Annotated in this window: 23 protein-coding genes; 14 read left to right on the forward strand and 9 right to left on the reverse strand. The window is 72.7% G+C overall.

Annotation, left to right across the window (positions count from 1 at the left end; genetic code table 11):
• Both OIE67_RS36340 and OIE67_RS36345 read right to left on the reverse strand, forming a co-directional pair.
• A complete protein-coding gene (locus OIE67_RS36340; RefSeq protein WP_326629035.1) occupies positions 1–2,595 on the reverse strand; it encodes an ABC transporter permease subunit in 2,595 nt (864 codons plus the stop codon).
• Positions 2,592–3,818 (reverse strand): ABC transporter substrate-binding protein, encoded by a 1,227-nt coding sequence (locus OIE67_RS36345; RefSeq protein ID WP_326629037.1) that lies wholly within the window; start codon positions 3,816–3,818, stop codon positions 2,592–2,594. The genes OIE67_RS36340 and OIE67_RS36345 overlap by 4 nt, the downstream gene beginning before the upstream one ends.
• Positions 3,819–3,978: 160 nt before the next feature.
• On the opposite strand from OIE67_RS36345, the gene OIE67_RS36350 reads away from it, so the two are divergent.
• From OIE67_RS36350 to OIE67_RS36365, 4 genes are all read left to right on the forward strand, one after another.
• Positions 3,979–5,067 carry an alcohol dehydrogenase catalytic domain-containing protein gene (locus tag OIE67_RS36350; RefSeq protein WP_326629039.1) on the forward strand — a complete coding sequence of 363 codons (1,089 nt, stop codon included), beginning with the start codon at positions 3,979–3,981 and terminating at the stop codon, positions 5,065–5,067.
• A gap of 72 nt (positions 5,068–5,139) precedes the next feature.
• Positions 5,140–5,634 (forward strand): cupin domain-containing protein, encoded by a 495-nt coding sequence (locus OIE67_RS36355; RefSeq protein WP_326629040.1) that lies wholly within the window; start codon positions 5,140–5,142, stop codon positions 5,632–5,634.
• A gap of 8 nt (positions 5,635–5,642) precedes the next feature.
• The gene (locus OIE67_RS36360; RefSeq protein ID WP_326629041.1) at positions 5,643–6,290 is read left to right on the forward strand and encodes an ArsR/SmtB family transcription factor; all 648 of its coding nucleotides are present in this window, start codon (positions 5,643–5,645) and stop codon (positions 6,288–6,290) included.
• Between the two features lie 51 nt (positions 6,291–6,341).
• Positions 6,342–6,644 (forward strand): hypothetical protein, encoded by a 303-nt coding sequence (locus OIE67_RS36365; RefSeq protein ID WP_326629042.1) that lies wholly within the window; start codon positions 6,342–6,344, stop codon positions 6,642–6,644.
• A gap of 8 nt (positions 6,645–6,652) precedes the next feature.
• Here the strand turns inward: OIE67_RS36365 and OIE67_RS36370 are convergent, their stop codons facing one another.
• Complete coding sequence (locus tag OIE67_RS36370; RefSeq protein WP_326629044.1) at positions 6,653–8,884, reverse strand: MMPL family transporter; 2,232 nt, start codon at positions 8,882–8,884, stop codon at positions 6,653–6,655.
• A gap of 99 nt (positions 8,885–8,983) precedes the next feature.
• On the opposite strand from OIE67_RS36370, the gene OIE67_RS36375 reads away from it, so the two are divergent.
• Complete coding sequence (locus OIE67_RS36375; RefSeq protein ID WP_326629046.1) at positions 8,984–9,508, forward strand: TetR/AcrR family transcriptional regulator; 525 nt, start codon at positions 8,984–8,986, stop codon at positions 9,506–9,508.
• 22 nt (positions 9,509–9,530) lie between these two features.
• Here OIE67_RS36375 and OIE67_RS36380 read toward each other — a convergent pair whose 3' ends face one another.
• Positions 9,531–10,628 (reverse strand): ROK family transcriptional regulator, encoded by a 1,098-nt coding sequence (locus tag OIE67_RS36380; protein ID WP_326629048.1) that lies wholly within the window; start codon positions 10,626–10,628, stop codon positions 9,531–9,533.
• Positions 10,629–10,728: 100 nt separating this feature from the next.
• Between OIE67_RS36380 and OIE67_RS36385 the strand changes: the two genes are divergently transcribed.
• Both OIE67_RS36385 and OIE67_RS36390 read left to right on the forward strand, forming a co-directional pair.
• On the forward strand, positions 10,729–11,943 hold the full coding sequence (locus OIE67_RS36385) for a Gfo/Idh/MocA family protein (protein WP_326629050.1): 1,215 nt from the start codon (positions 10,729–10,731) through the stop codon (positions 11,941–11,943).
• Between the two features lie 140 nt (positions 11,944–12,083).
• Complete coding sequence (locus OIE67_RS36390; protein ID WP_326629052.1) at positions 12,084–13,718, forward strand: hypothetical protein; 1,635 nt, start codon at positions 12,084–12,086, stop codon at positions 13,716–13,718.
• A gap of 57 nt (positions 13,719–13,775) precedes the next feature.
• On the opposite strand, the gene OIE67_RS36395 is transcribed toward OIE67_RS36390, so the two are convergent.
• From OIE67_RS36395 to OIE67_RS36410, 4 genes are all read right to left on the reverse strand, one after another.
• Positions 13,776–13,961 (reverse strand): DUF6203 family protein, encoded by a 186-nt coding sequence (locus OIE67_RS36395; RefSeq protein ID WP_326629054.1) that lies wholly within the window; start codon positions 13,959–13,961, stop codon positions 13,776–13,778.
• 73 nt (positions 13,962–14,034) lie between these two features.
• Entirely contained in the window at positions 14,035–16,212 is a 2,178-nt protein-coding gene (locus OIE67_RS36400) for a serine/threonine-protein kinase (protein ID WP_326629056.1), read from the reverse strand.
• 16 nt (positions 16,213–16,228) lie between these two features.
• The gene (locus OIE67_RS36405) at positions 16,229–17,791 is read right to left on the reverse strand and encodes a serine/threonine-protein kinase (protein ID WP_326629058.1); all 1,563 of its coding nucleotides are present in this window, start codon (positions 17,789–17,791) and stop codon (positions 16,229–16,231) included.
• Between the two features lie 190 nt (positions 17,792–17,981).
• A complete protein-coding gene (locus tag OIE67_RS36410) occupies positions 17,982–18,788 on the reverse strand; it encodes an LLM class F420-dependent oxidoreductase (protein ID WP_326629062.1) in 807 nt (268 codons plus the stop codon).
• A gap of 89 nt (positions 18,789–18,877) precedes the next feature.
• Here OIE67_RS36410 and OIE67_RS36415 point away from each other — a divergent pair, with 89 nt between their 5' ends.
• From OIE67_RS36415 to OIE67_RS36445, 7 genes are all read left to right on the forward strand, one after another.
• Positions 18,878–20,125, forward strand: coding sequence for an LLM class flavin-dependent oxidoreductase (locus tag OIE67_RS36415; RefSeq protein ID WP_326629064.1), 1,248 nt, complete (start codon positions 18,878–18,880; stop codon positions 20,123–20,125).
• Positions 20,122–20,994: a TIGR03619 family F420-dependent LLM class oxidoreductase gene (locus OIE67_RS36420; RefSeq protein ID WP_326629065.1), complete on the forward strand. Its 873-nt coding sequence runs from the start codon at positions 20,122–20,124 to the stop codon at positions 20,992–20,994. The genes OIE67_RS36415 and OIE67_RS36420 overlap by 4 nt, the downstream gene beginning before the upstream one ends.
• Before the next feature lie 88 nt (positions 20,995–21,082).
• The gene (locus OIE67_RS36425) at positions 21,083–21,556 is read left to right on the forward strand and encodes a hypothetical protein (RefSeq protein WP_326629067.1); all 474 of its coding nucleotides are present in this window, start codon (positions 21,083–21,085) and stop codon (positions 21,554–21,556) included.
• Positions 21,556–21,873 carry a winged helix-turn-helix domain-containing protein gene (locus OIE67_RS36430; protein ID WP_326629069.1) on the forward strand — a complete coding sequence of 106 codons (318 nt, stop codon included), beginning with the start codon at positions 21,556–21,558 and terminating at the stop codon, positions 21,871–21,873. The genes OIE67_RS36425 and OIE67_RS36430 overlap by 1 nt, the downstream gene beginning before the upstream one ends.
• A 65-nt stretch (positions 21,874–21,938) precedes the next feature.
• Positions 21,939–22,754 (forward strand): HipA family kinase, encoded by an 816-nt coding sequence (locus OIE67_RS36435; protein ID WP_326629070.1) that lies wholly within the window; start codon positions 21,939–21,941, stop codon positions 22,752–22,754.
• A complete protein-coding gene (locus OIE67_RS36440) occupies positions 22,751–23,128 on the forward strand; it encodes a DUF3037 domain-containing protein (RefSeq protein WP_106234966.1) in 378 nt (125 codons plus the stop codon). The genes OIE67_RS36435 and OIE67_RS36440 overlap by 4 nt, the downstream gene beginning before the upstream one ends.
• A 105-nt stretch (positions 23,129–23,233) precedes the next feature.
• Positions 23,234–24,940 (forward strand): SpoIIE family protein phosphatase, encoded by a 1,707-nt coding sequence (locus OIE67_RS36445; protein ID WP_326629073.1) that lies wholly within the window; start codon positions 23,234–23,236, stop codon positions 24,938–24,940.
• Between the two features lie 20 nt (positions 24,941–24,960).
• Here OIE67_RS36445 and OIE67_RS36450 read toward each other — a convergent pair whose 3' ends face one another.
• Entirely contained in the window at positions 24,961–25,803 is an 843-nt protein-coding gene (locus tag OIE67_RS36450; protein WP_326645569.1) for a GNAT family N-acetyltransferase, read from the reverse strand.
• Between the last annotated feature and the right edge of the window lie 69 nt (positions 25,804–25,872).

Genomic DNA, 25,872 nt, shown 5'->3' on the forward strand with positions numbered 1-25,872 from the left:
TCACCTCACCCCCAGGTAGGCGGCGGTCAGCCGTTCGCCGTCCACCTCGGAGCGCGGCCCCGTCCAGGTGACGCGGCCGAGCCGCATGAACACCACCCGGTCGGCGATGGCCAGCGCCTCCGTGGCCTTCTCCTCGACCAGCAGCAGCGCGACGCCGCGGGCGCGCAGCTCGTCGAAGACGTCGAACACCTGCCGCACCACCATCGGCGCGAGCCCGAGCGACGGCTCGTCCGCGATCAGCACCCGTGGCGGGCGTACGAGGGCGGGGGCGAGGGTGAGCAGTTGCTGCTCGCCGCCCGACAGGGCGCCGGCCGGGACGGTACGGCGCTCGGCGAGCTGGGGCAGGCGCTCGAAGACCGGTTCGGGGTCGGGCAGCCAGGTACGCAGGTTCTCCTCGACGGTGAGGCCGGGGAAGACGCCTCTGCCCTCGGGCGCCAGCAGGATGCCGGCCCGGGCCCTGCGGTGGGCGGGCCAGGCGGTGACGTCCACGCCGTCCAGCAGGATCCGGCCGGAGGCGACCGGCAGGTCCCCGGCGGCGACGGCGCAGGCGGTGGACTTGCCCGCGCCGTTCGCTCCGAGCAGGGCGACGACCTCGCCGGGGTGGACGGTCAGGTCCACCCCGCGCAGGACGGTGGTGTCGTCGTATCCGGCGACGACGCCTTCCATGGAGAAGAAGCCATGAGCTCGTACCGGCTGCTCCCGGACGGCCGGCGCGTCCTCAGGAGGCTTGCGGTGACGCAGTTCGGCGAGCTGGGTGAGCACGCCGTCCGGATGTCTGGCCAGGATCATCCCGCCGGCTCCGAACAGGATGGCCCCGACGTGCGCGGAGACGTCCCACGTGGCGAGCAGCTCGGGCACGGCGACCGCGACGAGCCCGCCCAGCACGGCCCCGCCGACCCGCCGCACGCCCTGCAGCACCACCACGGCCAGCCAGACGAACCCGGCGAAGGCCGGCAGGTCGGTCGCGGTGATCGAGCCCTTGGAGATGGCGAACAGCACCCCGCCGAGACCGGCGATGGCCGACGCCAGCGCGAACAGCACGATCTTGGTCCGGGGCGCGGACAGCCCGGACGTCGTGGCCGCCGCCGGGGCGGAGCGCACGGCCAGGATCGCCCGGCCGGAGGCCGAGCGTTCCAGGTTGCGGATCAGCAGCGCCACGAGGGCGATCAGGACGAGCAGCACGATCACCCGCACCCGGGGGTCTGAGGTGTCGGCGAAGCCGAACCCGAGCGCGGGCAGCGGCCAGCCGATGGTCCCGTTGCTGAACGCGTCCACCTGGAACAGCACCTGGTCGGCCAGCAGCGCCATGGCCAGCGTGGCCAGCGTCAGCACCCGCCCGCCCAGCCGCAGCGCGGGCAGCGCCACCAGCATCCCCACGGCCGCCGCCGCGAGCACGCCGAGCAGGATCGCCACGACGAACGGCAGCCCGGACGCGAACGCCCACCCGCAGGTCAGCGCGGCCATCGAGGCGAAGGCGGCCTGGGCCAGGTTCACCATGCCGCCGATCCCGGTCACCACGACGAACGAGCAGAAGATCAACGCCAGGACGAGCCCCTGCGCCGCGACCCCCACGTAGTAGTCGGAGCCCGCGAAGGCGAAGGCCACCAGCGCGGCCACGCCCACGGCCCACGGCAGCCGCCGGCGCCACGGCGGCAGCCCGGCCAGGTGGTCGGGCGGCGGCGCGTCCTCGGCCGCGCTGCCGGCGACCCGCTCGCGCGACCTGTTCAGCAGCACGAGCCCGGCGAACAGCAGGATCACCGGGACGGCCGTGCGCAGCCCGGTCACCTCTTCGAGGAAGTCGGTGTATCCGGCGACCAGGTTCTGCACGACGCCGAGCGCCAGCCCGGCCGCGAACGTCCAGGGGATCGAGCGCAGCCGCCCGAACACCGCCGCCGTGGCCGAGGCGAACAGCAGCACCGTGTACGCGGTCGCGTCCAGCCCCAGCACCGACACGGCCAGCACCCCGGCCAGCCCGGCCAGGCCGGAGCCGAGCATCCAGGCCAGGGCGGAGGTGGCGTCGGCGTCGATGCCGCGCAGCGTGGCCAGCCGGCGGCGGTCGACGGAGGCACGCATGCGCAGCCCGTACGGGGTGTGCCGCATGAACGCCCACAGCCCGGCCGCCGCGACCGCCGAGACGGCGAACGTGATGACCTGGTCGCTGTCCAGCCGCACGCCGAGCAGGTCGAACGGCCGCGCCGGATGCGGCCCGACGCCACGCGGCAGCGCGGTCGCGTCGGCGGGCGGCAGCCCCGCCACGTCCACGATCAGCAGGCCGAGCGCGGGCAGCGCGATGGTGAGCCCGATGGTGGCCACGATCTGCGCGGTCTCGCCCGCCTGGGAGAGCCCCCTGAACATGACCTTGTGCAGCACGTAGCCGACGGCGGGCGCGAACAGGGCGACGGAGACGAGCGCCGACAGCCAGGCGGGCAGGCCGGCCTCGTTCAGCTGGTGGAACAGCAGGGCGGTGAGGAAGCCGATGGCGCCGTGGGCGAAGTTGAACACCCCGGTGGCCGCGTACGAGAGCGTCAGGCCCGATCCCATGACCGCGAAGACGGCGCCGGTGACCAGGCCGCTGAGCACGTAGTCCAGGATCATTTCAGCGGCACGTTGTCGAAGCACTTCATGCTCTTGGCCACCTGGAAGGCGCCGTCGACCAGCTTGACCAGGGCGCCGCAGCCGTTCGGCTCGGTGTGGTCCTTCGGATACTCGATCCGGCCGAAGCCGGCGTTCTCGTAGACGTAGGAGCCGTTGGCCGTCTGGAGGAACTTCTCCCTGGTCAGGTCCTTGCCGGTGCGGTTCAGCAGGTCGAGGAAGATGTCGGCGGCCCAGTAGCCGATGGCCAGGTGCTGGGTGAGCGCGGTGCCGGGGGCGGCCTGCTCGACGTCCTGTCTGAGCTGGGCGATCTCGGGGGCGGTGGACTCGAACGGCTCGAACATCGGGGCCGCGACCACGCCTTCGAGCGCCTGGGCGCTGGCCCGGTCCTTGAGGATGGCGGCGTCGTAGCTGGTGGCGTCGGTGAGCACGCCCCGGTAGCCGGCTCGCTTGAGCGCCGCGTACAGGCCGACGTTGAACTTCGTGCCGGCGATGACGGAGACGACGACGTCCGGCGGCTGCCCGCCGTCCGAGGTCATGATCTTGCTGACGTACGGGAGCCAGTCGGGTGGCGGCGCGGCGGCGGGCAGTCCGGAGTTCACCCCGGCCAGGGTGAAACCGGCGGCGGTGAACGACTGGGAGATGGTGGTGCCGCCGTACTTGCTGCCGCTGGAGTCGGAGGTCTGGACGTAGACGCTCTTGCCCTCGGCGCCGCCCAGCAGGTCGGCCATCTGCCGGCCCCACCACGTCTGGGAGCCCGCGCCCTGCTTGGGGGCCAGGCAGCCGTTGTAGCCGAAGCCGGTCTTCGTGCCGCACCACTGCGGTCCCGTGGCCCAGCCGAACCAGGGCACGCCCTGCTGTTCGAGGAAGGCGGCGCCGCCGAAGTTGGGGGCGTGCACGGGCAGGAGCGCGAACACGCCGTCCTTCTGCACGAGCTTCTTGGCCGCGGTGTCGCCCTTGGCCGCGTCCTGGCCGTCGTCCTCGGCGCCGAGGAACTCGATCTTCCTGCCGTGCACGCCGCCGGCGGCGTTGGCCCGCTCGAACCTGGCCTTGGCGCCGATCTCGGCGTCCTTGGTGGAGTAGCCGCTGGCGCTGGTCTTGGTCAGCACGCCGCCGACCTTGATCGTGGTGTCGGTGACGCCGGCCGCGTCCTGGCCGGTCGCCCCCTGTCGCTGGGCCGCGCATCCGGCGGCGGCCAGCGTGACCACCAGTGCCGCGACCGACATACCCCGCACCATGACGGCCTCCCGCACATTTGGCCTAGCGCTCGCTTGGTTCCGTCCGAGCGTAAATTCGCCCGCGAGGGCCGTCAACGGCCATCCGCCCCGCACGCTACTCCCGAGCAACCGCTTGCTCGCGATAGGCGGCCCGGCTAGCGTGTGGCACATGCTCATGCGCGCGGCCGTGCTCACCGCCTTCCACGCCCCCCTGGAACTGCGCGAGGTCGAGATCGCGGACCCGGCCGCCGGCGAGGTCCGCGTCCAGATCAAGGCGTCGGGCGTGTGCGGCTCCGACCTCAAGGCCATCGACGGCAAGAGCCCCGTGGTGAGCCGGCCGCCGTTCATCCTCGGCCACGAGAGCGCCGGAGTGGTCGAGAGCGTCGGTACGGGCGTCACCTCGGTCAAGCCGGGCGACCACGTCATCATCGCCATGAACGGCCCCTGCGGCCGCTGCCGATCCTGCGGCGCGGGCCGGTTCCACCTGTGCACGGGCCCGTCCCGGTTGCCCACGATCATGGGCGGCGCCCCCAGGGTCACGCTGGACGGCGCGGAGACGCGCCGCTTCATCGGCATCGGCTCGTTCGCCGAGTACGCCGTCGTCCCCGAGCCCATGTGCGTAAAAATCGGGAAATCCGCCCCCTTCGACGCCATGTGCCTCCTGGCCTGCGGCGTCGTCACCGGCGTGGGCGCGGTGCTCAACGTCGCCCGGGTCCCGCCGGGCGCCTCGGTCCTCGTGGTCGGCTGCGGCGGCGTCGGGCTCAACGTGATCCAGGGCGCCGTGCTCGCGGGCGCGACCACGATCGTCGCCGCCGACGTGGCCGAGCGGAAGCTCAAGCTGGCCGAGCAGTTCGGCGCCACCTGCGCGGTGCTCGCCTCCGACCTCCCGAGCCAGGTGAACGAGCTGGTCAGGGGCGGCGTGGACTACGCCTTCGACGCGACCGGCGTGCCCGGCGTGCTGGCCCAGGCGTTCGCCGCCACCCAGCCGGGCGGCACCACCGTCATGGTCGGCAGCCCGCCCCAGGGTCATCCCCTGGAGCTGGACACCGGCCTGCTGTTCGCCTCCCGCCGCCTCATGGGCACCCAGGGCGGCGACGCGGCCCCCCACCGCGACCTGCCGATGCTGGCCGCCCAGTACGCGCGGGGCCACCTCGACCTCAACGCCCTGATCTCGGAACGCCTCCCCCTGGACCAGGTGAACGACGCCGTCGCCCACGTCCGCCAGGGCACGGTCGCCCGTACGGTCATCACGTTCTGACGTTCGGGGCCTTCCGGAGCCGCTCCCTCCTCGCTATTCTAAAATTCCTTAGAATGATGGAGGAGACGAGACATGTCCTACCCCGACGCCCGCTACTTCGGTGAGCACGGCGAGCACAGCGGCACCTTCACGATGGCCGGCAGGACGCCCGACCTGTCGATCGGGGAGGGCGGCACCCAGGTGCACTACCTCGCCACGGGCGGCTCCACGAACGGCGCGTTCGGCCTGTACCGCTGGGAGATGGGCCCGCGCCCGTCCGGCCCCGGGCCGCACTTCCACCGCACCATGACCGAGTCGTTCTACGTGCTGTCCGGCACGATCCGGCTCTTCAACGGCGCGAAGTGGGCCGACGGCAAGCCGGGCGACTTCCTGTACCTGCCGGAGGGCGGCGTGCACGCCTTCCGCAACGAGTCGGGCGAGCCGGCCACGATGCTGATCCTGTTCACGCCGGGTGCGCCGCGCGAGGCGTACTTCGAGGAGCTGGCCGAGATCGCCAACACCGGCCGGCAGCTCTCCCCCGAGGAGTGGACCGACGTGTACCTGCGCCACGACCAGTACATGGTCTGAGGGCGACGATGGCGACGTTCCCCGAGGAGCCGATCTACGCCCAGCTCGCCCGCATCGGCAAGGCCCTCGCCAGCCCGGTGCGGCTGCGCCTGCTGGACGTGCTCGACCAGCGCGAGCGCACGGTCGAGGAGCTGGCGCAGGCGGCGGGGATCCCGCTCAAGAACACCTCCGCCCAGCTCCAGCAGCTGCGCGCGGCGCACCTGGTGATCGGCAGGCGCGAGGGCGCGCACGTCCGCTACCGGCTGGCCGGCGAGGAGGTCTCGCGCTTCCTCGGCGACTTCCAGTCGTTCGCGGACGGGCGGCTGGCGGACCTGCGCGACGCCGTACGGCACCGGCTGGGCTCCCTGGAGGCCGTGAGCGCCGACGAGCTGGCGGCCCGGCTGGAGGATCCGGGCACGGTGGTGATCGACGTGCGATCGGCGGACGAGTACGCCGCCGGGCACGTGCCGGGGGCGGTCTCCGTGCCCATGGCGGAGCTGCCCGGCCGGCTGCGCGACCTGGCCGGGGAGGCGGAGATCGTGGCGTACTGCGGGGGGCCGTACTGCGTGGTCTCCCCCGAGGCGGTACGCCTGCTGCGCGCGCACGGCCAGGACGCCCGCCCGCTGGACGGCGGCTTCCTCGGCTGGCGCCGCGCCGGAAAACCACTGGAACACTGAGTCACGCGATCCCTACGCTGAGCAACAGGGCTCATGCGGCGGGGAGGCACGGTGCACGTCAGACAGGTCGTCTCGCTCGCCCTGCTCGCGGCCTTCGCGCTGGCCGGCGGCCGGGCCAGGATGTTGTACGACTTCGGCGACGACGACGTGATCATCTGGAGCCTGCCCGAGCCCGGCGCCGGCCAGGCCGGGATCGGCCGGCTGGGGCAGCAGTTCGAGGCCGACCGATCCGAGCAGCACGACCTCTACCGCTGCGACGAGAACTTCGCGAGCACCCTGTGGCACCACGGCCGCAACACGACCACCGGCGACGTCGGCTGGGTCGCCGCCTGCGACGTCACCGACCCGGACTGACCGTGGCGTCACACCCCGGCCGTGACCGGCTCGCGCCGCTCCACCACGGGCTCGTCGTCCTCCTCGTGCCCCTCCACCGACAGGTTCGGCAGGATCCGGTCCAGCCACCGCGGGCACCACCAGTTGAGCCGCCCGAGCAGCACCATCGTGGCCGGCACCAGGAACCCTCTGATGATCGTGGCGTCGACCGCGATGGCCACCGCCAGCCCCACCCCGAACGTCTTCACCATGGCGTCCGGATAGGCGATGAACGCCACGAAGACGGCCACCATGATCAGCGCGGCCGAGGTGATGACCCGCCCGGTGGACCCCAGCCCCTCGGCCACCGCCCGCGCGTTGCCGCCGTGCCGCTGGTACGACTGCCGCACCGCGGTCAGCAGGAACACCTCGTAGTCCATGGACAGCCCGAACAGCACCGCGAACAACATCAGCGGCACGTAACTCTCGATCGGCACCGAGAAGAAGATCTGCTGCACGTACGAGGAGTTGACCGGCGGGTCCATGCCCACCAGCCCGCTGCCGAGCCCGATCGAGAACACCATCGCCAGCGCCCCGAACGCCGCCCCCAGGGAGACGAGGTTCATCACCGCCGCCTTGATCGCCACGATCGGCGCGCGGAAGGCCAGCAACAGCAGCAGCGCGCTGAGCAGCACCACGACCCCGATGACCAGCGGGGTGCGCTCGGCCATCCGGTCACCGGCGTCGGTCAGCCCGGCGACCTTGCCGCCCACGTGCATCCGCACGCCGGGCACGGAGATGTCCCTGACGTCCCTGACCACCTGGGCGGAGCGCTCGTCGCTGGGGGCGTACTCGGGAACGGCCTGCAGCAGCACCGACCGGCCCGAGGTGTTGACCTTGGGCTCGCCCACGTGCGCCACGCCGTCGACGTCCTTCACCTCGCGGACGAGGTTGTCCACGACGGGATCGCCGGCGTCGGCCACCTTCGCGGGCAGTTCGGCGACCACGATCAGCGGGCCGTTCGCGCCGGGGCCGAAGCCGGTGGCCATGAGCTCGTACGCGCGCCGCGGCTCGGAGCCCCGCGTGCCGTACCCCTCGTCGAGCGCCCCGAGCTTGAGCGCCAGGGCGGGCGCGGCAAGGGCGCCGAGGACGAGGGCGCTGGCCAGCAGGACCCGCCACGGGCGGCGGGCCACCCACGAGCCCAGGCCCGCCCAGCCGGTGCCGGCGGTGGTGTGCGCGCCCGAGCCGGCGCCGCGCAGGAGGGGCACCTTGAGCGCGTTGACGCGGTGGCCGAGCAGGCCGAGCAGGGCGGGGACGAGCGTGACGGAGGTGAGCACGGCGGCCACGACCGAGATGCCGGTCACCCAGCCGAGCGTGGCCAGCAGCGGGAACCCGGCCAGCATCAGCGCGCTCAGGGCGATGATCACGGTGCCGCCCGCGAACACCACCGCCCCGCCCGAGCTGGCCACGGTCCGCCGGACGGACTCCACCACCGGCACCCCCTCGGCCAGCAACCGGCGGTGGCGCGACAGCAGGAACAGCGCGTAGTCGATGCCGACGCCGAGCCCGATCATCGTGGCCATGATGCCGGCCTGCTTGGGCATGTCCACGACCCAGCCGAGCAGGCCGATCACGCCGAGCCCCGAGGCGACGCTGACGAGCGCGACGAAGATCGGGATCATCGCCGCCACCAGCGTCCCGAACGCGAACACCAGCACCAGCAGCGCGCAGACCACGCCGATGATCTCGCTCGGCCCGGTCTTGATCTCCTTGTCGGCCGGCGTCGAGCTGTCGGCCGGCACCACTTCGAGCCCGGCCTCCCTGGCCGGCTCCGCGGCCTTCGACAGTGCCTGCGTGGTCTCGCCGATCTTCTGCGGGTCGTTGCCCTCCAGGCGGACGGTGATGAGGCCGATCTGCAGGTTGGAGGAGATGCCGCCCCTGCGGAAGGGGGTGTCCACGGCCTTGACGTGCGGCATGTCGCGCAGCCGGTCGATGGACTGCTCCACCGCCTCCTTGCGCGCGTCCTCGATGAGGGGGCCGTCGGCGGAGTAGAGCAGGAGTTGCACCGTTCCGCCGGTGGCGTAGCCGGAGCCGAAGCCCTTCTTCATCAGGTCGTGCGCGCGCTGCGCGTCGGTGCCGGGGATGCTGGCGTCGCTGGTGGTCGGGGCGGCGAACACCAGGCTGGAGCCCATGAGCACGGCGGCCGCGATCACCCATGACACCAGCACGATCCAGCCGTGCCGCGCGCACCAGCCGCCCAGCCGTCCCAGCAACCGCGTCATCGCTCAGCTCCCACTCGACGACCGTCCTGTACGGTCGTACAGGACATACGATAAAACGGGATATATACGGAAGGCCGTCTCCCATAGGGAAATGAGACGATGACCACACCCGACGACACCCGCGGCCGGATCCTGGCCGCCGCCAGAGAGCTGTTCGCCGAGCGCGGTTACGCGGCCACCTCCCTCGCCGACATCGCCGCCGCCGTCGGCCTGACCAAGACCGCGGTCGCCTACCACTTCCACCCGAAGGACCGGCTGGCGCTCGAACTGCTGTCGCCGGTGCTGGGCGACATGCTCGCGCTGCTGGACACCACGTACGACAGCCGCGCCGACTTCATCGAGGCCCTGGTCGGCTTCGCCGTCCGCTACCGGTCGGTGATCCGGCTGTTCATGGAGGACCTGGCGGCGGACGACTCGACCGCCGAGCCCGGCTCGGAGCGGGCCACGATCAAGTCCTTCAGGGACGAGATCTACGCCAAGCTGGCCGGCGACGACCCCACCCCGGAGGCCAGACTCCGCAGCTGGGCCCTGCTCGGGGCGCTGCAGTGGGGTGCGGTCAAGACGATGGACCTGCCGGAGGACCAGGTCCACGCGGCCCTGCTGAAGACGGCCCGCGCCTACTGACGACGCCTACCGGCTCAGCGAGTCAGAGGCCGAGCATCTCCCGTTCCACGTGGTCGAGCGCCAGCCGTACCGCGCCCATCGCCACCCCTTCGTCCCCGAACGTCGAGGCCACCACCTCCGGCGCGTTCACGCACAGTTCGGCCAGGTGCCGGCGCAGAGGGCCGAGCAGCACGTCGCCCGCCCGCGCGTGCCCCCCGCCGAGCACCAGCAGGTCGGGGTCGACGGCCAGGGCGAGGGCCGAGGCGCCGACGGCGAGCTGCTCGGCGTAGCGGTCCACCCGGCGCACGGCGGCGCGGTCGCCGGCCAGCGCGGCCGCGAAGACCTCGGCCGCCGAGCCGCCCTCGACCAGGTCGCGGACGGCCCGCTCCCAGCCGACCTGCCGCAGCGTGCCGATCTCGCCGGCCGCCCCGCGGCGTCCCTGGTGCAGCCGGCCGCCGATCAGGATGCCCGCGCCCGCCCGGTGACCGAGCAGCACGTACACCAGGTCGGAGACGTGGCGCGCGCTGCCGCGCCAGTGCTCGGCGAGCGCGGCGAGGTTGGCGTCGTTGGCGGCCAGCGCGGTGCAACCGAACCAGCGCCCCGCCAGCCCTGCCAGGTCCACGCCGGTCCAGCCGGGCAGCGTGATCGACAGCGAGACCCGCCCGGTGCGGTCGACGATGCCGGGCGTCCCCGCCGCCACGGCCCAGATCCGCCTGCGGGCCAGGCCCGCCCCGTCGACGCACTTCAGCGCCGTACGCCCGGCCGCCTCCAGCCGCTCGTGGGCCGCCGCGTCGCCGGAGACCGCGGCCCGCTCCCAGGCGATCACCTCGCCGTCGAGATCGGCCAGCGCGGCCACGACGGCGTCGCCCCCGACCTCCACGCCCACCACGTGACCGGCGTCCGCCCTGAAGGCGAAGCGCCGCGCCGGCCGTCCCATCACACCCTCGTCCGGCGGCAGCTCGCGGACGTAGCCGCGCTCGCCCAGCTCGTCGAGGACGGCCTCCACGGTCTGCCTGGACAACCCGGTGACGCGGCCGAGCCGGGTCAGCGTGGTCACGCCCTCGCGGCGCAGCGCCCGCAGCGTGACCTGGGTGTTCACCTTACGCAGCAGGGACGCGTCACCCGGACGGAGCTCAGTCACTTATGAGACCCTTTCCCGTAAGTCCCCTATTGACGGCTACCAGCCAGGATCCTAGCATCGATCGACATAAGTAAGCTTATGTCATAAGTGGAGGATTGCCATGGTCACGCTCGCTGTCGTCGGCGCGGGCTCGCGGGGGACCGCCTACGCCCGTCACGCCACGGAGTCCGGCCGGGCGCGGGTGGTGGCGGTGGCCGATCCGCTGGACTCCCGCCGTGACCGCTTCCCCGGCGCCGAGCAGTACGCGGACTGGCGCGAGCTGGCGGCCCTGCCCCGCCGCGCGGACGCGGTGATCATCTCCACCCAGGACCGCGACCACGTCGAGCCCGCGGTGCGCTTCGCCGAGCTGGGCTACGACATCCTGCTGGAGAAGCCGATGGCGGTCTCGGAGGACGACTGCCGGGCGATCGTGGCCGCGTCGGAGCGTTCCGGCGCGGTGTTCGCGGTGTGCCACGTGTTGCGCTACACCCCGTACACGCGGGCGTTGAAGGCGCTGCTCGACTCCGGCCGGATCGGCGAGATCGTCAGCATCCAGCACCTGGAGCCGGTGGGCTGGTGGCACCAGGCGCACTCGTTCGTGCGGGGCAACTGGCGGCGTACCGACGAGTCCACGTTCATGCTGCTCGCGAAGTCCTGTCACGACCTCGACTGGCTGGTCCACCTCACCGGGAAGCGGGTCACGCGCGTGTCGTCGTTCGGCGGGCTCGCGCACTTCCGCCCCGAGAACCGCCCCGAGGGGGCGGCCGACCGCTGCCTGGACTGCGCGGTCGAGGACACCTGCCCGTACTCCGCCAAGCGCATCTACCTGCCCCTCGCCGGCCAGGACACCTGGCCGGTGTCGGTCCTCACCGACGACGTCTCCGAGCAGGGCCTGCTGGAGGCGCTGCGCACCGGCCCCTACGGCAGATGCGTGTACGCCTGCGACAACGACGTCGTCGACCACCAGGTGGTGAACCTGGAGTTCGAGGGCGGCACGACGGCGTCGTTCACGATGACGGCCTTCACCCCCTCGCTGCACCGGCAGACGCGGATCTTCGGCACCCGCGGCTCCATCGACGGCGACGGCGACCGCCTGACCGTCACCGACTTCGTCACCGGCCGCGCCGAGGTCGTCGACACCCGGGCCGACGGCGACGCGACCGCGCGCGGCGGTCACGGGGGCGGTGACGAGGGCCTGGTGGAGGCGTTCCTGGACGCGGTGGCCACCCGCGACCACTCCTCGGTCCTGTCCTCACCGGCCGAGAGCCTGCACAGCCACCTCATCGCCTGGGCGGCCGAGCGGTCGAGGCTTGAAGGCGAGACCATTCCCCTGTGACACGGCGGGGAAACGGAAGGTAAGCACATACGATCCTGACGGGAAGGAGAAGTCCGCACACTCCGGACCCCGAGCGGCAATACTGGGCAGCCAGGGTTCTCCCCCTGACTCCCCCCACTGGCCGGCAGAAGGTCACGGTTGTGCGTACCTGGTTCGCGCCCGACGAGGCCGCGGAGTTCGCGGCGGCCAAGGCCGTGCTGCTGCGCCGCTGCCTGGTCTGGGCCGGCGAGCGTGGCCGCCCCGCCGACGAGCTGCTGATCTCCGCCGCCGTGGACTCCCGTCACCACAGCCGCGACGGCCGGCTCGCCTACTGGGACGACGCGCAGATCAGGCGCTTCCTGCTGGCGTGGGTGCCGAAGCAGGTCGTCGCTCCGCGCGAGGTCCTCGACCTGGCTCCTGACGTTCTCCGTACGTACGTGCGCTACCTGGCCGCGACCGGGCTGCGTGACCCGCGCGGCTGCACCCCCGAGCAGGCCGACGCGGCGATCGCCCGGGCCGCCGTGCCGTTCCGCAGGACCCTCGACGCGGGCCGGACCGACGCCGACCACCACGTCCTCGAAGAGCTTCTCGAAGCCCGCTTCACCGAGCCGGCCCTGAGTCTCGACGAGACCCGCGCCGCCGCGCGCCCGCCGATCGCCCTGCCCCCGCCCGCCGACCTGAGGGCCGCCGCCGCCCGCAGCGTCACCGTGCAGCACCTGACCGCCCTGGCCATCGGAACGGGCGTCTCCGCCGCCCCTGACCTCCCCCTGCTCCGGGCCTGGGCCGACGCCCTGGGGCCCCGCGCCGCCGACCTGATCGAAGACCCGGAGGCGTTGTGGCGGCGCGCCTTCGACGTGCTCCCGGAGCTGAGTCGGGGGGCCGCCACCGCGCTCCCCCGGCTCTTCGGCCGGCTCCTCCCGGTCGTCCTCGACACGCTGTACGGCATGGACGACGTCCCGCTGACCCGCCTGGAGCAGATCGCCCGGCCGGCCTGCCGGCAGGGCTTCGACGAGAACCTCGCCCGCGAGACCCGCCGCCACTGCCTGGCCCGCGACCTGGCCCGCACCCTGGAGGTCCTGTCCGATCTGGGCGCGGTGGAACTGACCCGCGGCCCGATCCTCCCCCTCCACACCGATGCCGGCCTTTTCCGTGAGGACGACTACCTGGATTCGCCGGAGCCGGCTCCGCTGGCCCGGCTGACCCCACTGGCCCTGCGCGCCGTACGCGAGGGGCTTCTGGCGGACGGTCACGACGCTCCGCTGCTGGGCGAGCTGGCCACCGCCGAGCCCGCCGAACTCCTCGGCGTCCTCACCCAGCACTACCCGCCCAGGGAGGCCGCCGCCGAGCTCAACGGCTGGCTGTCCCGGCCGGGTCAGGACGTCGAGTGCCTGCTGCGGGCCATCAGCGCCTGCCCCTTCCGCTCCCGCGCGACCGCCATGCTCGGCGTCCTGGTGGACGCCCTCCCCCAGGGCGACGTCCTGCTCCGCGAGCTGCGCCACGACCTGATCCTCGGCCCGACGGCGCTGACGCTGCTCATGGACGTGGGCGAAGTCGAGCCGATGGGGCTGGGGCAGCGCGAACACCTGCTGCTGGGGGCCGAGAACTTCCTCACCATGCTGGAGGTCGGCGGCCCGCAGGCGCTGATCGCGCAGCTCCGGGGGCTGGCGGGGCGGGAGGCGTACCGGTTCGTGGAGTCGGTGCTGGCGTCGGGGCACCACGACGACGAGGGGATGGAGGACCTGCGCGACCTGGTCGCCGAGCCTCTGCGTCTCACGTACTCGCCGGGGCCCGCCTAGCCGCTGCCCGGCCTCGCGGCCCGCATCGTCAACGGCACCTGTCACGCACCGGCGTCGTCAACGGCGTCCGCTGCGCACCGGCCGCCTGGAGGGCGTCGCTCGCCGTGGCATCGGCGCGTTCTCCCGCTCCGCCCGCCGCCGCTTGTGCCGCCGGCCCAGAAACCAGCCGATCCCGAGCACGACCAGCCCGAGCGGGGTCTTGGACAGGTAGCGGGCCACCACCAGCTTGAGGAACTTCTTCATGCGGCCCCAACTGCCCACGAACCAGCCCGTCAGTCGCCGGCTGCCGCTCCCCCGCCCGTGACTCGCTCGCCCGTCACTCGCCGTCGGTCGGTTCGCCCGGTTCTGAGGGTTCGGGGGTGGTCTCGCCGGGATCGGGGCCCGGGCCCGACTGGCCGGCCACGCCGACCGTGAGCACGATCCGGCTGCCGGCGTCGGCGCAGGTGTTCGCGGAGATGCTCTGCCCGAGCACCAGCCCGGCCCGCGACTCCTCCTCCACCAGCTGCTCCCTCGTCCGCACCGCGAAGCCCGCCGCGGCCAGGGCGGCGCGGCCCGCCTCCGCCGACTGGCCGACGACCGACGGGACCGTGGCGCCGTTGCGTGAGAGCGTGAGGGCGACCGGAGAACCTCCGGCGAGGCGGCGGCCCGCCTGCGGAGTGGTGGAGAGCACCTGGCCGGTCGGCTCGCGCGAGCAGGAGGAGGTCACCGCGCCGACACGAAGACCCGCGCCGGTGAGGGCCGACTCGGCCGCCTTGCGCCGCAGGCCGGCCACGGACGGTACGGCGACCCCCTTCGACACCCGCAGCGTCACCGCCGCACCCTTGTCCACCATGGCCCCGGGACCGGGCTTGCTGCTCAGCACCCGGCCGATCTTCTGCGGCGAGTCGACCTGGGTCACGGCGCCGAGGACGAGCCCGGCCTTCTTCAGCGCCTTCCCGGCCGCGCCCTTGTCCAGGCCGGTCAGCGCCGGTACGGCGATCACGGGCGGGCGGGCCGGCGGCGGATCGGCGGCCGATTCGCGCGGGCCCCGCGTCTCCTGCGTCCTCGTGGGCGCCGGCTCGCCGGAGGAAGAGCGGTCGGTGGCCGGTCGTGTACGCGGCGGGGGCGAGGGCGCGGCGGCCTGGGAACCCGGAGGGATCGGATCGTCGCCACCCCGGCTGAGCGCGGGAACGACGATCGTGAGCAGCACGGCGGCGGTCACCAGAAGCGCGGCACAGACCGCCACGGCCGCCCTGGGCCAGCCCCGCGCCCTCCCCGCCGCCGGCGTCGGCTCGGTGGCGGCCGGGGATAAGGAGCCACCGGCCGGAAACCCGTGATCGCCGCCATGGCGGACGGGTGACGGCGGCACACCGACGCCGGGAGAGGAGCCGGCGAGCCGGTACTCACCGCCCGCCGCCCCCGTCGCCTCTGGCTCGGCCATCGGGTACGGCGCCGCGCCGGACGACCACCGCTCCCCGAAGCCCTCGGCGTCCTCCGCGTGCTCCGGCTCCTCCGCTGGAGTGCTCGGTGGGCGTTGTCCCGGCACCAGCGGCGGCGCCCGCAGGATGTGCGGCGGCGGTGACCGCAGCACCTCGGCCGGCACCTCGTCCCCCGTCGCCTCCCCCAGCAGCTCGAACAGCAGCTCCCGGCTGCTCGGCCGGTTGCGCGCGTCCTTGTCCAGGCAGGCCGCCACCAGCGTGCGCAGGCGTCCGTCCAGCAGCCCCAGCTCGGGCGGCGCGGTCAGGATGCGGTGCAGCACCGGCGCGACGGAGTCCTGCCCGAACGGCGCCGTGGCGTTGGCCGCGAAGCACATCGTCGCGCCCCACGAGAAGACGTCCGCCGCCCCGGTGACGGCCGAGGCCGTGATCTGCTCGGGCGCCATGTACGCGGGCGTCCCGACCCCCCGCCCGCTCACGGTGGCCGCCGCGTCCAGCGCCCTGGCCAGGCCGAAGTCGATGACGCGCGGCCCGTCGGACCCGAGCAGCACGTTCTGCGGCTTGAAGTCCCGGTGCACGATGCCCGCCCGGTGGATGGCGGTCAGCGCCGTGGCCGTGCTGACCGCGAGCCGTTCCAGCGCGCCGCCCCGCCGGGGCCCGGTGAGCGCGACCTCCCGGTGCAGCGAGGGCCCGTCGACGTATTCGCTCACGATGTACGGCCGCCCGTAGTCGAACCCGGCGTCGATCACCTGCGCGGTGCAGAACCTGGCCACGTGCTTGGCCAGCTCCACCTCTCGCAGGAACGCCGCCTGCTCGTCCCCCACGGGCCCGTGCAGCAGCTTGACCGCGTACGTCTCGCCGTTCCTCGACCCGAGGAACACCGCACCTTGACCGCCCTCGCCGAGGCGCCCGGAAAGCTCGTACTCCCCGAGTCTGTGGGGGTCCCCCGTTCTGAGCGGCTGTGCCGTGGGCACGAGGCCGCCTCCCCTCGCCGCGATCCCTTTCTGCCTTCCACTGAAGGCAACCGAGCGCGAACAGTCAACGGTGCGCACGGCAATCGCGGCCTGACCGTGACACACCCGGTCAGAGGCGGGGTCAGGGGGTGCGGGCCACCTTACCCGAATACGTCACTTCATCCTCACCGGAACGGGTCACCTTGATGTCCAACTGGTTGATATCGGAGGTGGGGAACATCCGGAGCGTGCCCGGATAGCACTCCTCGCCGGCGACCCCGTCGAGGGTGAAGACCATCCCGCTGCCGTCCCGTCCGAGCCGTCCCGAGCAGTGCAGGTCGGCTCCCCAGCGCAGCGATCCCGCGCCGTCGCCGCCGAGGCGCACCTCCACGGGGAAGATCCGGTCGGCGGTGAAGTGCCGGGCCGAGCCGGTCCACGTTCCCTCGAAGCCGGGGCCCTGCGCGCCGCGCAGCCAGAACACGAAGCCGGCCGCGGCCATCAGCAGCACCGCCGTGGCGAGCGCCAGATGCCAGAGCCGCGGCCGCCGCCAGGCGGGAGCGGTGGCGCGCCGCGTGGAGGCGGCGCGGGCGGCCGCCACCTGGGGGGCGGTGATCGCGGGGAAGCTGGTGGTGGGGTCGGGGTCGGTGATCACGCCGGGCTCGGCCTCGGCCGCCCCGAGCCCGACGACCTTGGCGGGAACGATGGCGAGCGAGCCCAGCCCGGCCGCCTGACGGTCTGCGCCACGACGCGCCGCACGACCGGCCGGCCCGGCGACCTCGCCGGAAGCGGCGGCTCCAGAGGCGTGGCCTCCAGAGCCGGAGGCGTCGGCTCCGGCGGGACCGGTGCCGGCGGGTGCGGCGGGACCGACGGCGGCCATCGCGCCGGTGGACAGCAGGTCTCTCTCGCCCGCCTGCTGCCCCAGCAGCCGGCGCAGCACCTCTTCGGCGTCCGGCCGCTCGCCCGGCTCCGTGGCCAGGCACGCCTCGACGATCTCGCGCAGCTGCCCGTCCAGCGGGCCCAGGTCCGGCTTGCCGTAGAGCACCCTGGCCAGGATCTCCTGATGGGTGTCGGCGGTGTAGGCGGGCCGCCCGGAAGCGGTGTAGGCGACGGTCAGCGCCCAGGCCCACATGTCGGCGGGCGGTCCGGCCGGTTCGCCCTTCATCCGTTCCGGCGCCATGTAGGCGGGCGTGCCCATCGGCGTGTGGGCGGTTGCGGCGGCGTCGACCAGCCGCGACACGCCGAAGTCGATCACCCGGGGCCCGTCGAGGCCGAGCAGCACGTTGCCCGGCTTGAAGTCCCGGTGCACCACCCCGGCCCGGTGGATGGCTCCGAGCGCGGTGGCGGTGCCGATGGCCAGGCGCTCCAGCGAGCCGCCCCGCCGGGGCCCTTCGGCGATCACGTGCTCGCGCAGCGACGGCCCGTCCACGTATTCGCTCACCAGGTAGGGGCGGTCGCCTTCGAGGTCGGCGTCGAGCAGCTGGGCCGTGCAGAACGCCGCCACCCTGCGGACGGCCTCGACCTCCCCGAGGAAGCGGCGCCGCCCGTCGGGATCGCCCGACAGGCTCGCGTGCAGCAGCTTGACCGCGACCGGAGTCCGCTGGGGCGACTGGCCGAGGTAGACGACTCCCTGGCCACCCTGACCGAGCCTGCGTGTCAGCCGGTACGCCCCGAGCTGTCGGGGATCATCGGCACGGAGCTCGGACATATCGTTCCATTATGCCCGCTGGCATAGGTAGACGGCGTACTGATCGGACAGCGGCGGCCTCGAATCAGGCCACGCCGGAGACCTTCCCCGCGCGGGCGACCTCGCTTCGCGTCCCGCGCGTCACCTTGATAACGATCCGCACGCGGTGCCGCTCGCACGCCGTCGCGGCGCACCCGCCCAGCAGCCGATCTCACACCATCGCGGCGTACTCGTCCAGCACCGGCAGCACCACGTCGGCGGGCCCGCTGGGCAGGCCGGCCACCGTCTCGGTGATGCCGAGCCCGGCGTAGTAGTCCAGCTTCTCCTTGGTGGGCAGCACGGCGAACGGGATCACTTCGGCCATCGGCCGCCCGGCCCGCTCGCACGCCTCGCGCAGCGCCGGCAGCGCCGCCTTGACGCCGCGCCCGCCGATCGGCATCCACCCGTCGGCGTACTCGGCCACGTGCGCGAACAACTTGGGTCCCGCCGCCCCGCCCACGTACACCGGAGGCGTCTGAGTGGGCTTCGGCCAGGACCAGGACGGCTCGAAGCCGTCGAACGAGGCCACCTCGTCGCGCCACAGCGCCCGCATGGCCAGCATGTTGCGCCGCGCGACCTCCCGGCGCTCGCCGTACGGCACCCCGTGCGCCTCGATCTCCTCCACGTTCCAGCCGAACCCGATCCCGACCGTCAGCCGCCCGCCCGACAGCCGCTCCAGCGTGGCCAGGGCCTTGGCCGTGACGATGGGGTCGCGCTGGGCGGCGAGCAGGATGCCGGTGCCGACGCGCAGCCGTTCGGTCGCGGCGGCGGCGAAGGACAGGGCGACGAGCGGGTCGAACGTGCGCCTGTACTCCTCGGGCAGCTCTCCCCCCGCCGGGTACGGCGTGCGCCGCGAGACGGGGATGTGGGTGTGCTCGGGCAGGTAGAGCGAGCTGAGGCCGCGCTCCTCCGCCGCCCTGGCCAGGTCCTGGACCGGCATGGCCAGATCCGTCGCGAACATCGTGACCCCGAGCCTCATCCGGCCTCCCGACAAGCGAACCAAGCGATTGCTCGGTTAAGATTTCCAGAGTACCTTGCAGAAGACCATCCCGCGGAAAGAGGTCCCCGGTGAAGTTTTCTATCTTCCTGAATCCGCAAATTCCAGGCTCTGGGTACGCAGCCGAGGAGAACGCCAGGGCCAAGCGCCCGATCGGGCGCGACACGGAGTCGTACCAGAGGCTGCTGCACGAGGTACGGGAGATAGCCGTCCACGCCGACCAGGTCGGGTTCGACGCGCTCATGATGACCGAGCACCATTTCCACTCCGAGGGGATGGAGTTCTCGGTCAACCCGTTGATGTTCCTCACCGACCTGGCGGCCAGGACCGAGCGCATCCTGCTCGCGCCGCTCGGACTCGTGCTGCCCGCCTGGGACCCCATCAGGGCGGCCGAGGACGTGGCCCTGCTGGACCAGTTCAGCAAGGGACGGCTGCGGCTGGGCGTGGCGCGTGGCTACCAGAACCGCTGGATGAACGTCCTGGGCCAGCGCTGGCAGGCCGCCGCCGCCCGTTCCGACGGCTCGGCCAGCGACACCCGCAACTTCGACGTCTTCGGCGAAGTGCTGAAGATCATGAAGCTGGCGTGGACCGAGGAGACGCTCCGCTACAAGTCGGACGTGCTCGACTACCAGGTGCCCTATCCGTACGACGGCATCGAGGGCTGGCCCGCCCAGGAGTGGACCAGGACCTTCGGCGCCCCGGGCGAGCTCGACGAGGACGGCAAGGTCCAGGCGGTGTCGGTCTGCCCGCGGCCGTACCAGAACCCCCACCCCGAGCTGTGGCAGCCGTTCACGATCTCGGACCGGTCGGTCATCAGGGCGGCGCAGGAGGACATCCTGCCGTGGATGTTCACCCCCAACCCCGACGACCACGCCGCCAAGGCCAAGCTCTACCAGGAGGAGTCGGCCAAGCAGGGCCGCCACTACCGGCTGGGCGAGCACACCGGCATCCTGAAGATCGTCGGGATCGCGGACACCACCGAGGAGGCCATCAACACCTTCGGCCGCAGCATCCCGAAGGACTTCGCCGCCTTCTTCGGCCCGTTCGGCTACCTGGAGGTGCTGCGCAAGAAGGAGGACGAGAAGCACAAGCCCATCTCCCCGGAGAAGGGCGACGCCAAGCGCATGAACGACGTCGAGATGGCCCTGTTCGGCACCCCCGACGACGTCAAACGCGGCATCCAACGCATGCTGGACCGGATGCCGGACCTGGAGTGGTTCGGCCTCTACATGCAGGGCCAGCAGGGCGTGCTCCCCCTCGACACCGTCAAGCGCAACCTGGAACTGTTCGCCACCAAGGTCGCCCCGGAGTTCCGATGAGATTCTGGCTGGGCGCCTCCTTCGCCGACAGCGACCAGTTCGTCGAGCTGGCGCGGGCCGCGGAGCGGTGCGGGTTCGACACGCTGACGCTCTCCGACCACCTCTTCTACGCCGACTTCGCCTCGCCGTACCCCTACTCGAAGTCCGGCCGGCCGCGCTGGGACGCGCGTACGCACTGGCCGGACGTCTGGGTCACGATCGGCGCCATGGCGGCGGTCACCAGCACCCTGCGCTTCTCCCCCAACGTCTACATCGCGCCCGCCCGCGACCTGTTCACCGTGGCCAAGCTGGTCTCGACGGCGGCGGTGCTGTCGCGCGACCGGGTGACGTTCGGCGTCGGCGTGGGCTGGTGCAAGGAGGAGTTCGTCGGCACCGGCCAGGACTTCCACACGCGCGGCAAGCGCCTGGACGCGATGCTGCCGGTCCTGCGCTCGCTCTGGTCGGGCGAGACGGTCACCGTGGACGGCCTGCCGCCGCTGTCGATCTCGCCCACCCCCACCGCCCCCATCCCCGTGTACGTGGGCGGCGACAGCGAGGCGGCGCTGCGGCGCGCGGCCCGGCTCGGCGACGGCTGGATCGGCAACCGCATCTACACCGAGGAGCAGTTCGACACCGTCCTCGCGGACCTGCGCGGCCGGCTCGACGCCAACGGCAGGAGCATGGAGGGCTTCGAGATCATCGCGCCGCTGGCGGTGCTGCCGGAGGCGGAGACCTACCGCCGCTTCGCCGACAAGGGCGTGACGGGGACGATGGCCGCGCCGTGGTGGCTGGCCACCCCGGAGGAGAAGGCGCGGTACGGCGAGGGCACCCTCGAACTCAAGATCGCCACCATGGAGCGCTTCGCCGAGGAGGTCATCGCGAAGATGTGAGGTCCGGGGGCTGACGACTTTCCTATGAGGAAAGCAGATGGTACTTTCCTCATAGGAAAGTAGTACTGCCGACCCCGAGGGGTGCCCCTTGAACCCGCACGACGCCCGGACCGCGCTCGCCGACATCAACCGGCTCCAGGACGCCACCAGAGACGAGATCGTCCGCCGCGCCTACGCGACGCCCCGCGTGCTCGGCGTCGCGCTCGGGCTCTTCCTCACCCTCGCGGTGATCGACCTCGGCCGGCCGTGGACGTTCGCCGGCCTCGCGCTCGGCTTCGTCCTGTACGCGGGCGTCGGCGTGCTCTACGAGTACCGCGCCTCGGTCCAGCGGCGGCCGACCACGCGTGAGCTGACCTACCACACGGCGGTGCTGGCCGTGATGATGGTGGTCTTCTCCGTCGGACGGATCCTCGGCTTCGCCATCCTCGGCCTGCCGGCGCACGGCCTGTGGTCGCAGGCCATGGCGGGCGCGGTGCTGACCGCCGTCGCCTACGTCGCCGCCACCCCCTTGAACCGGTGGGTCATGCGCTCGATCGTGCGGCAGGACAGCGGGCGCCGCTGATGGACCCTCAGTTCGACGAGTTCCTGCACGTGCCGGCCCGGCTGTCGGTCGTGGCGGCGCTGGCCCCGGCCGACTGGGTGGACTTCGGCTTCCTGCGCGACTCCGTCGGCACCAGCGACTCGGCCCTGTCCAAGCAGGTCTCCGCCCTGGCCGGCGCCGGTTACGTGGTGGTGCGCAAAGGTCAGGACAGGCGCGCACGGCGTACGTACGTGCGGCTCACCCCCGAGGGGCGGGAGGCGTTCCGCCGGCACGCGGCGGCCCTGGAGCGGATCGTGGCGCTGGCCCGCGCGTTCGACGACCAGCCCGCCCACGAATAGGCGGCCGCTTCGGACGGCCCTGGCCACCGGACGGAGCGCCGCTCAAGGGACGATAGCCTCGTCTCGTGCTGGAAAAGATCACAGCCACCCGTTACGTGACTCCACTGCGGGAGGGCGGGTCGCTGCCCGGCGTCGTCGAGGCCGACGACCTCGGCACGTACGTGGTGAAGTTCCGCGAGGCCGGCCAGGGCCGCAGGGTGCTCGTCGCCGAGATCATCGCGGCCGAGCTGGGCCGCCGGCTGGGGCTGCGCACGCCCGAGCTCAAGCTCATCGACCTCGATCCGCAACTGGGCGCCAGGGAGCCGGACGAGGAGGTCCAGGACCTGCTCAAGGCCAGCACCGGGCTCAACCTGGCGGTGGACTTCCTGCCCGGCGCGCTCGGGTTCGAGCCGCTGGGCTGGGTGGCCGATCCGGCGTTCGCGGCCAGGGTGATCTGGTTCGACGGCCTGATCCACAACATCGACCGCAGCTGGCGCAACCCCAACCTGCTCGTCTGGCACCACGAGACCTGGCTGATCGACCATGGCGCCGCGCTGTGGTTCCACCACAACTGGCGCACCGCCGACCCCCAGCGGCCGTTCGACGCGGGCGATCACGTGCTCGCCCCCTTCGCGGGCGACGTGGGCGCGGCGGGCGCCGAGCTGGCCGGGAAGATCACCCGCGAGCTGCTGGCGGACGTGACGGCGCTGGTGCCGGACGAGTGGCTGGCCGGCGAGCCGGGTTTCGGCTCCCCGGACGAGGTACGCGCGGCGTACGTCGACCATCTGCTGCTGCGGGCCCACGGTCCTGGCGGCTGGCTTGTCACCGGCGGGCAGGAGCGGGGCCGCACGGCGGGCCCTGGATCGGTCGGCGAGTTCTGGCGGGGAGGCGGCGACCGGTGAGCAGGGACGTCTACGAGTACGCGGTGATCCGTGTGATGCCCAAGGTCGAGCGGGGCGAGCTGATCAACGCCGGGGTGCTGCTCTACTGTCAGCCGCGCGGCTACCTGTGCGCCCGGGTGGCGCTGGACCCGGCGCGGCTGCGGGCCCTCGACCCCCATGCCGACGTCGAGGGGGTGCGCCGGGCGCTCAGCGCGTACGAGCTGGCCTGCGGCGAGGAGGCGGGCGCCCTGGCCGCCGAGTCGCCCGGGGGCAGGTTCCGCTGGCTGACCGCCCCGCGCAGCACGATCGTCCAGGCCGGCCCGGTGCACGCGGGGCTGACCGCCGACCCGGACACCGAGCTGGCCCGCCTGTTCGACAAACTCGTCCGGGTCTGACGCCGTACCGCCGCTCCCTGGGGAGACACCGCTCGAACCACCCACCTGCGGTGACATGGGAGATCGTTGGGTAGAAGGCGCAAAGGAGGGAAGGGAGAACCGGCCATGAGCGTGCCGTCCGGAGACGCCGAGCGGTTCCTCACCATGGGCGGCAAACGCTCCTTCGAGTTGCGTGACCTCGTCGACGCGGGGGCCTACGTGGTGGACGACCGCGGCCGCATCATGCAGGTCAACCCGCGGGCCGAGCAGTTGCTCCGGCGCGGCGCGGAGGAGCTGCTCGGCCGCGACGCCCACGACATGCTGCACCGCGGCGAGCGCGGTCAGCCGCTGCCCCGCAGCCGCTGCGAGATGAGGGTCCCCCTTCTCACGGGCGGCAGCGCGCAGGGCGCGGAGCAGTGGCTGGAGCGCGGGGACGGCACCCTGATGCGGATCTCCTGGCTGGTCACCCCGTGCCGGGGCGACGCCGACTCCCCGACCACCGCCCTGGTGATCTTCCACGAGGCCGGCTCGGACACGACCGAGCTGTGGCAGCCGTCCCCCGTCCACGAGCCGATGTCGGAGCGCGACCGGCTGGCCCTGCTCGCCGAGACGACCACGACGCTGACCTCCAGCCTCGACGTCGACGAGACCCTGCGCCAGCTCGTGCGGCTGGTGGTGCCGCTGCTGGCGGACTGGGTGGTGATCGACCTGTTCACCGAGGAGGGATCGGTCTCCCGCGCGGTCGTGGTCCACTTCGAGAACGGCACCCTGACCCACCGGGCCGAGCTGGAGGAGCCGCTGCCGCCCCTGGTGCGGGAGTCGCCGATGCCCCTGGCACGGGCGCTGCGCGGGGTCGCCGCCGCGCTGGTGGGTCCTGAGGACTACGAGGGCCGCCCCGACTCCGCCGTCACCGCCGTCCAGCAGCATCTGATGGAGGTGACCGGCATCCGGTCCGCGTGCATCGCCCCGATCCGCGGCGTGCGCGAAGTGGTCGGCGCGGTCACCCTCGGCCGCTCCGAGCGGACCGAGCCGTTCACCACCGACGACATGCTGCTGACCGAGGACATCGCCCGCCGGGCCGGGCTGGCGCTGGACAACGCGCGCCTGTACGAGCGGCAGCGGCGGGTCGCCGAGACCATGCAGCGCCACCTGCTGCCCCAGCTGCCCACCGTGCCCGGGCTGGAGATGCGCGCCTGCTACGTGCCCGCCCCTGACGCCTCGCAGGTCGGCGGCGACTGGTACGACGCCTTCGTCATGTCCGACGGCACCGCCGGGCTGGTGATCGGCGACGTGGTCGGCCACGACCTCGACGCCGCCGCCGGCATGGCGCAGGTCTGCAACATGCTGCGCGCGTACGCGGGAGAGCTGGAGGAGCCGCCCAGCATGGTCCTCGACCGGCTCGACCAGGCGGTGGCCCGCATGGCGGAGCCGACGATGGCCACCGTCGTCTTCGCCCGCGTGGAGCACGCGAACGGAGGCTGGCAGCTGCGCTGGACGAACGCCGGCCATCCGCCGCCGCTGCTGGTCGAGAGCGACGGGCGGGCCCTCTTTCTGGAGGCCGCGAGCGGGCTGCTGCTGGGCACCGGCCACCGCCTCCCCCGCGAGGACGCCGTGGTCCCGCTGGCGCCGGGCTCCACCGTGCTCTTCTACACCGACGGCCTGATCGAGTCGCCCAGCCACGCGCTCGACGACGGCCTGGACCGGTTGAGCACGCACGCCGCGGACCTGATCGGGCAGCCGCTGACCGCCTTCTGCGACCGGTTCCTGGCGAGTGTCCGCCCGGCCGACAACGACGACGACGTGGCCCTGCTCGTCCTGCGCGTCCCCGGCTGACCGCGTACCTCCGGGGGCGTCTAGAAGAGCACGGACATGAAGGTGTCGACCTCGCGGAAGCCCACTTTGCGGTAGACCGAGCGCGCCGCGTGGTTGTAGTCGTTGACGTAGAGCGTGACGATGGGCGCGAAGCAGCTCATCGCGGCGTCGACCACGGCGGCCATGCCGGCCACCGCGTGGCCCTTGCCCCGTAGCTCGGGCGCCACCCAGACCCCTTGGATCTGGCAGGCGTGCGGCGTGACCGCCCCCACCTCGGCCTTGAACACGACCCGCCCGTCCTCGACGCGCGCGTAGGAGCGCCCGATCCTGATCAGCTCGGCCACCCGCGTGCGGTAGAGCGCGCCGCCGTCACCGAGGTTGGGCGAGACCCCGACTTCCTCCGTGAACATGGCCACGCAGGCCGGCAGCAGGATGTCGAACTCGTCCGGCCGCACCCTGCGCACCAGCGGGTCGGGCGGCACCGGCGACCTGTGCGAGATCGCCATGACCGGTTGTGCCCAGCGGATCGCCCGCGCCCGCCCCCAGTGCGGCTCCAGCCGCTCCCAGAGCAGCGAGACGGCGTCGGCGGGGCCCACGATCGACGAGCACCGCCGGCCCTGTTTGCGCGCGCGGTCGGCGAAGGCGTGCACGGCTTCGGGACCGGCGTTGACCGGCACCATGTTGGCCCCGGCGTAACAGAGTGACACGAGGCCACCGCGCGGCCCGAATCCCCACATCTGTCCGCCGAGTCTCGCCGGGTTGAGTCCGACGGCCCGCACTCGGGAGGAGACGAAGACGTTGGCGACCGGGTCGGAGTCCAGCAGCGCGAGAACTTCGTCCCGGTCGTTGTCGTCGAGCACGCGCGACGCCGATGTACGCAGCATCACACGGTCAGACTACGCGAAGGGTCACCGAATGGCTCATCTGGAACTGCCGACGGTAACCCTTTCTTG

This window comes from Nonomuraea fuscirosea (genome assembly GCF_035917475.1).
GTDB lineage: Bacteria > Actinomycetota > Actinomycetes > Streptosporangiales > Streptosporangiaceae > Nonomuraea > Nonomuraea fuscirosea.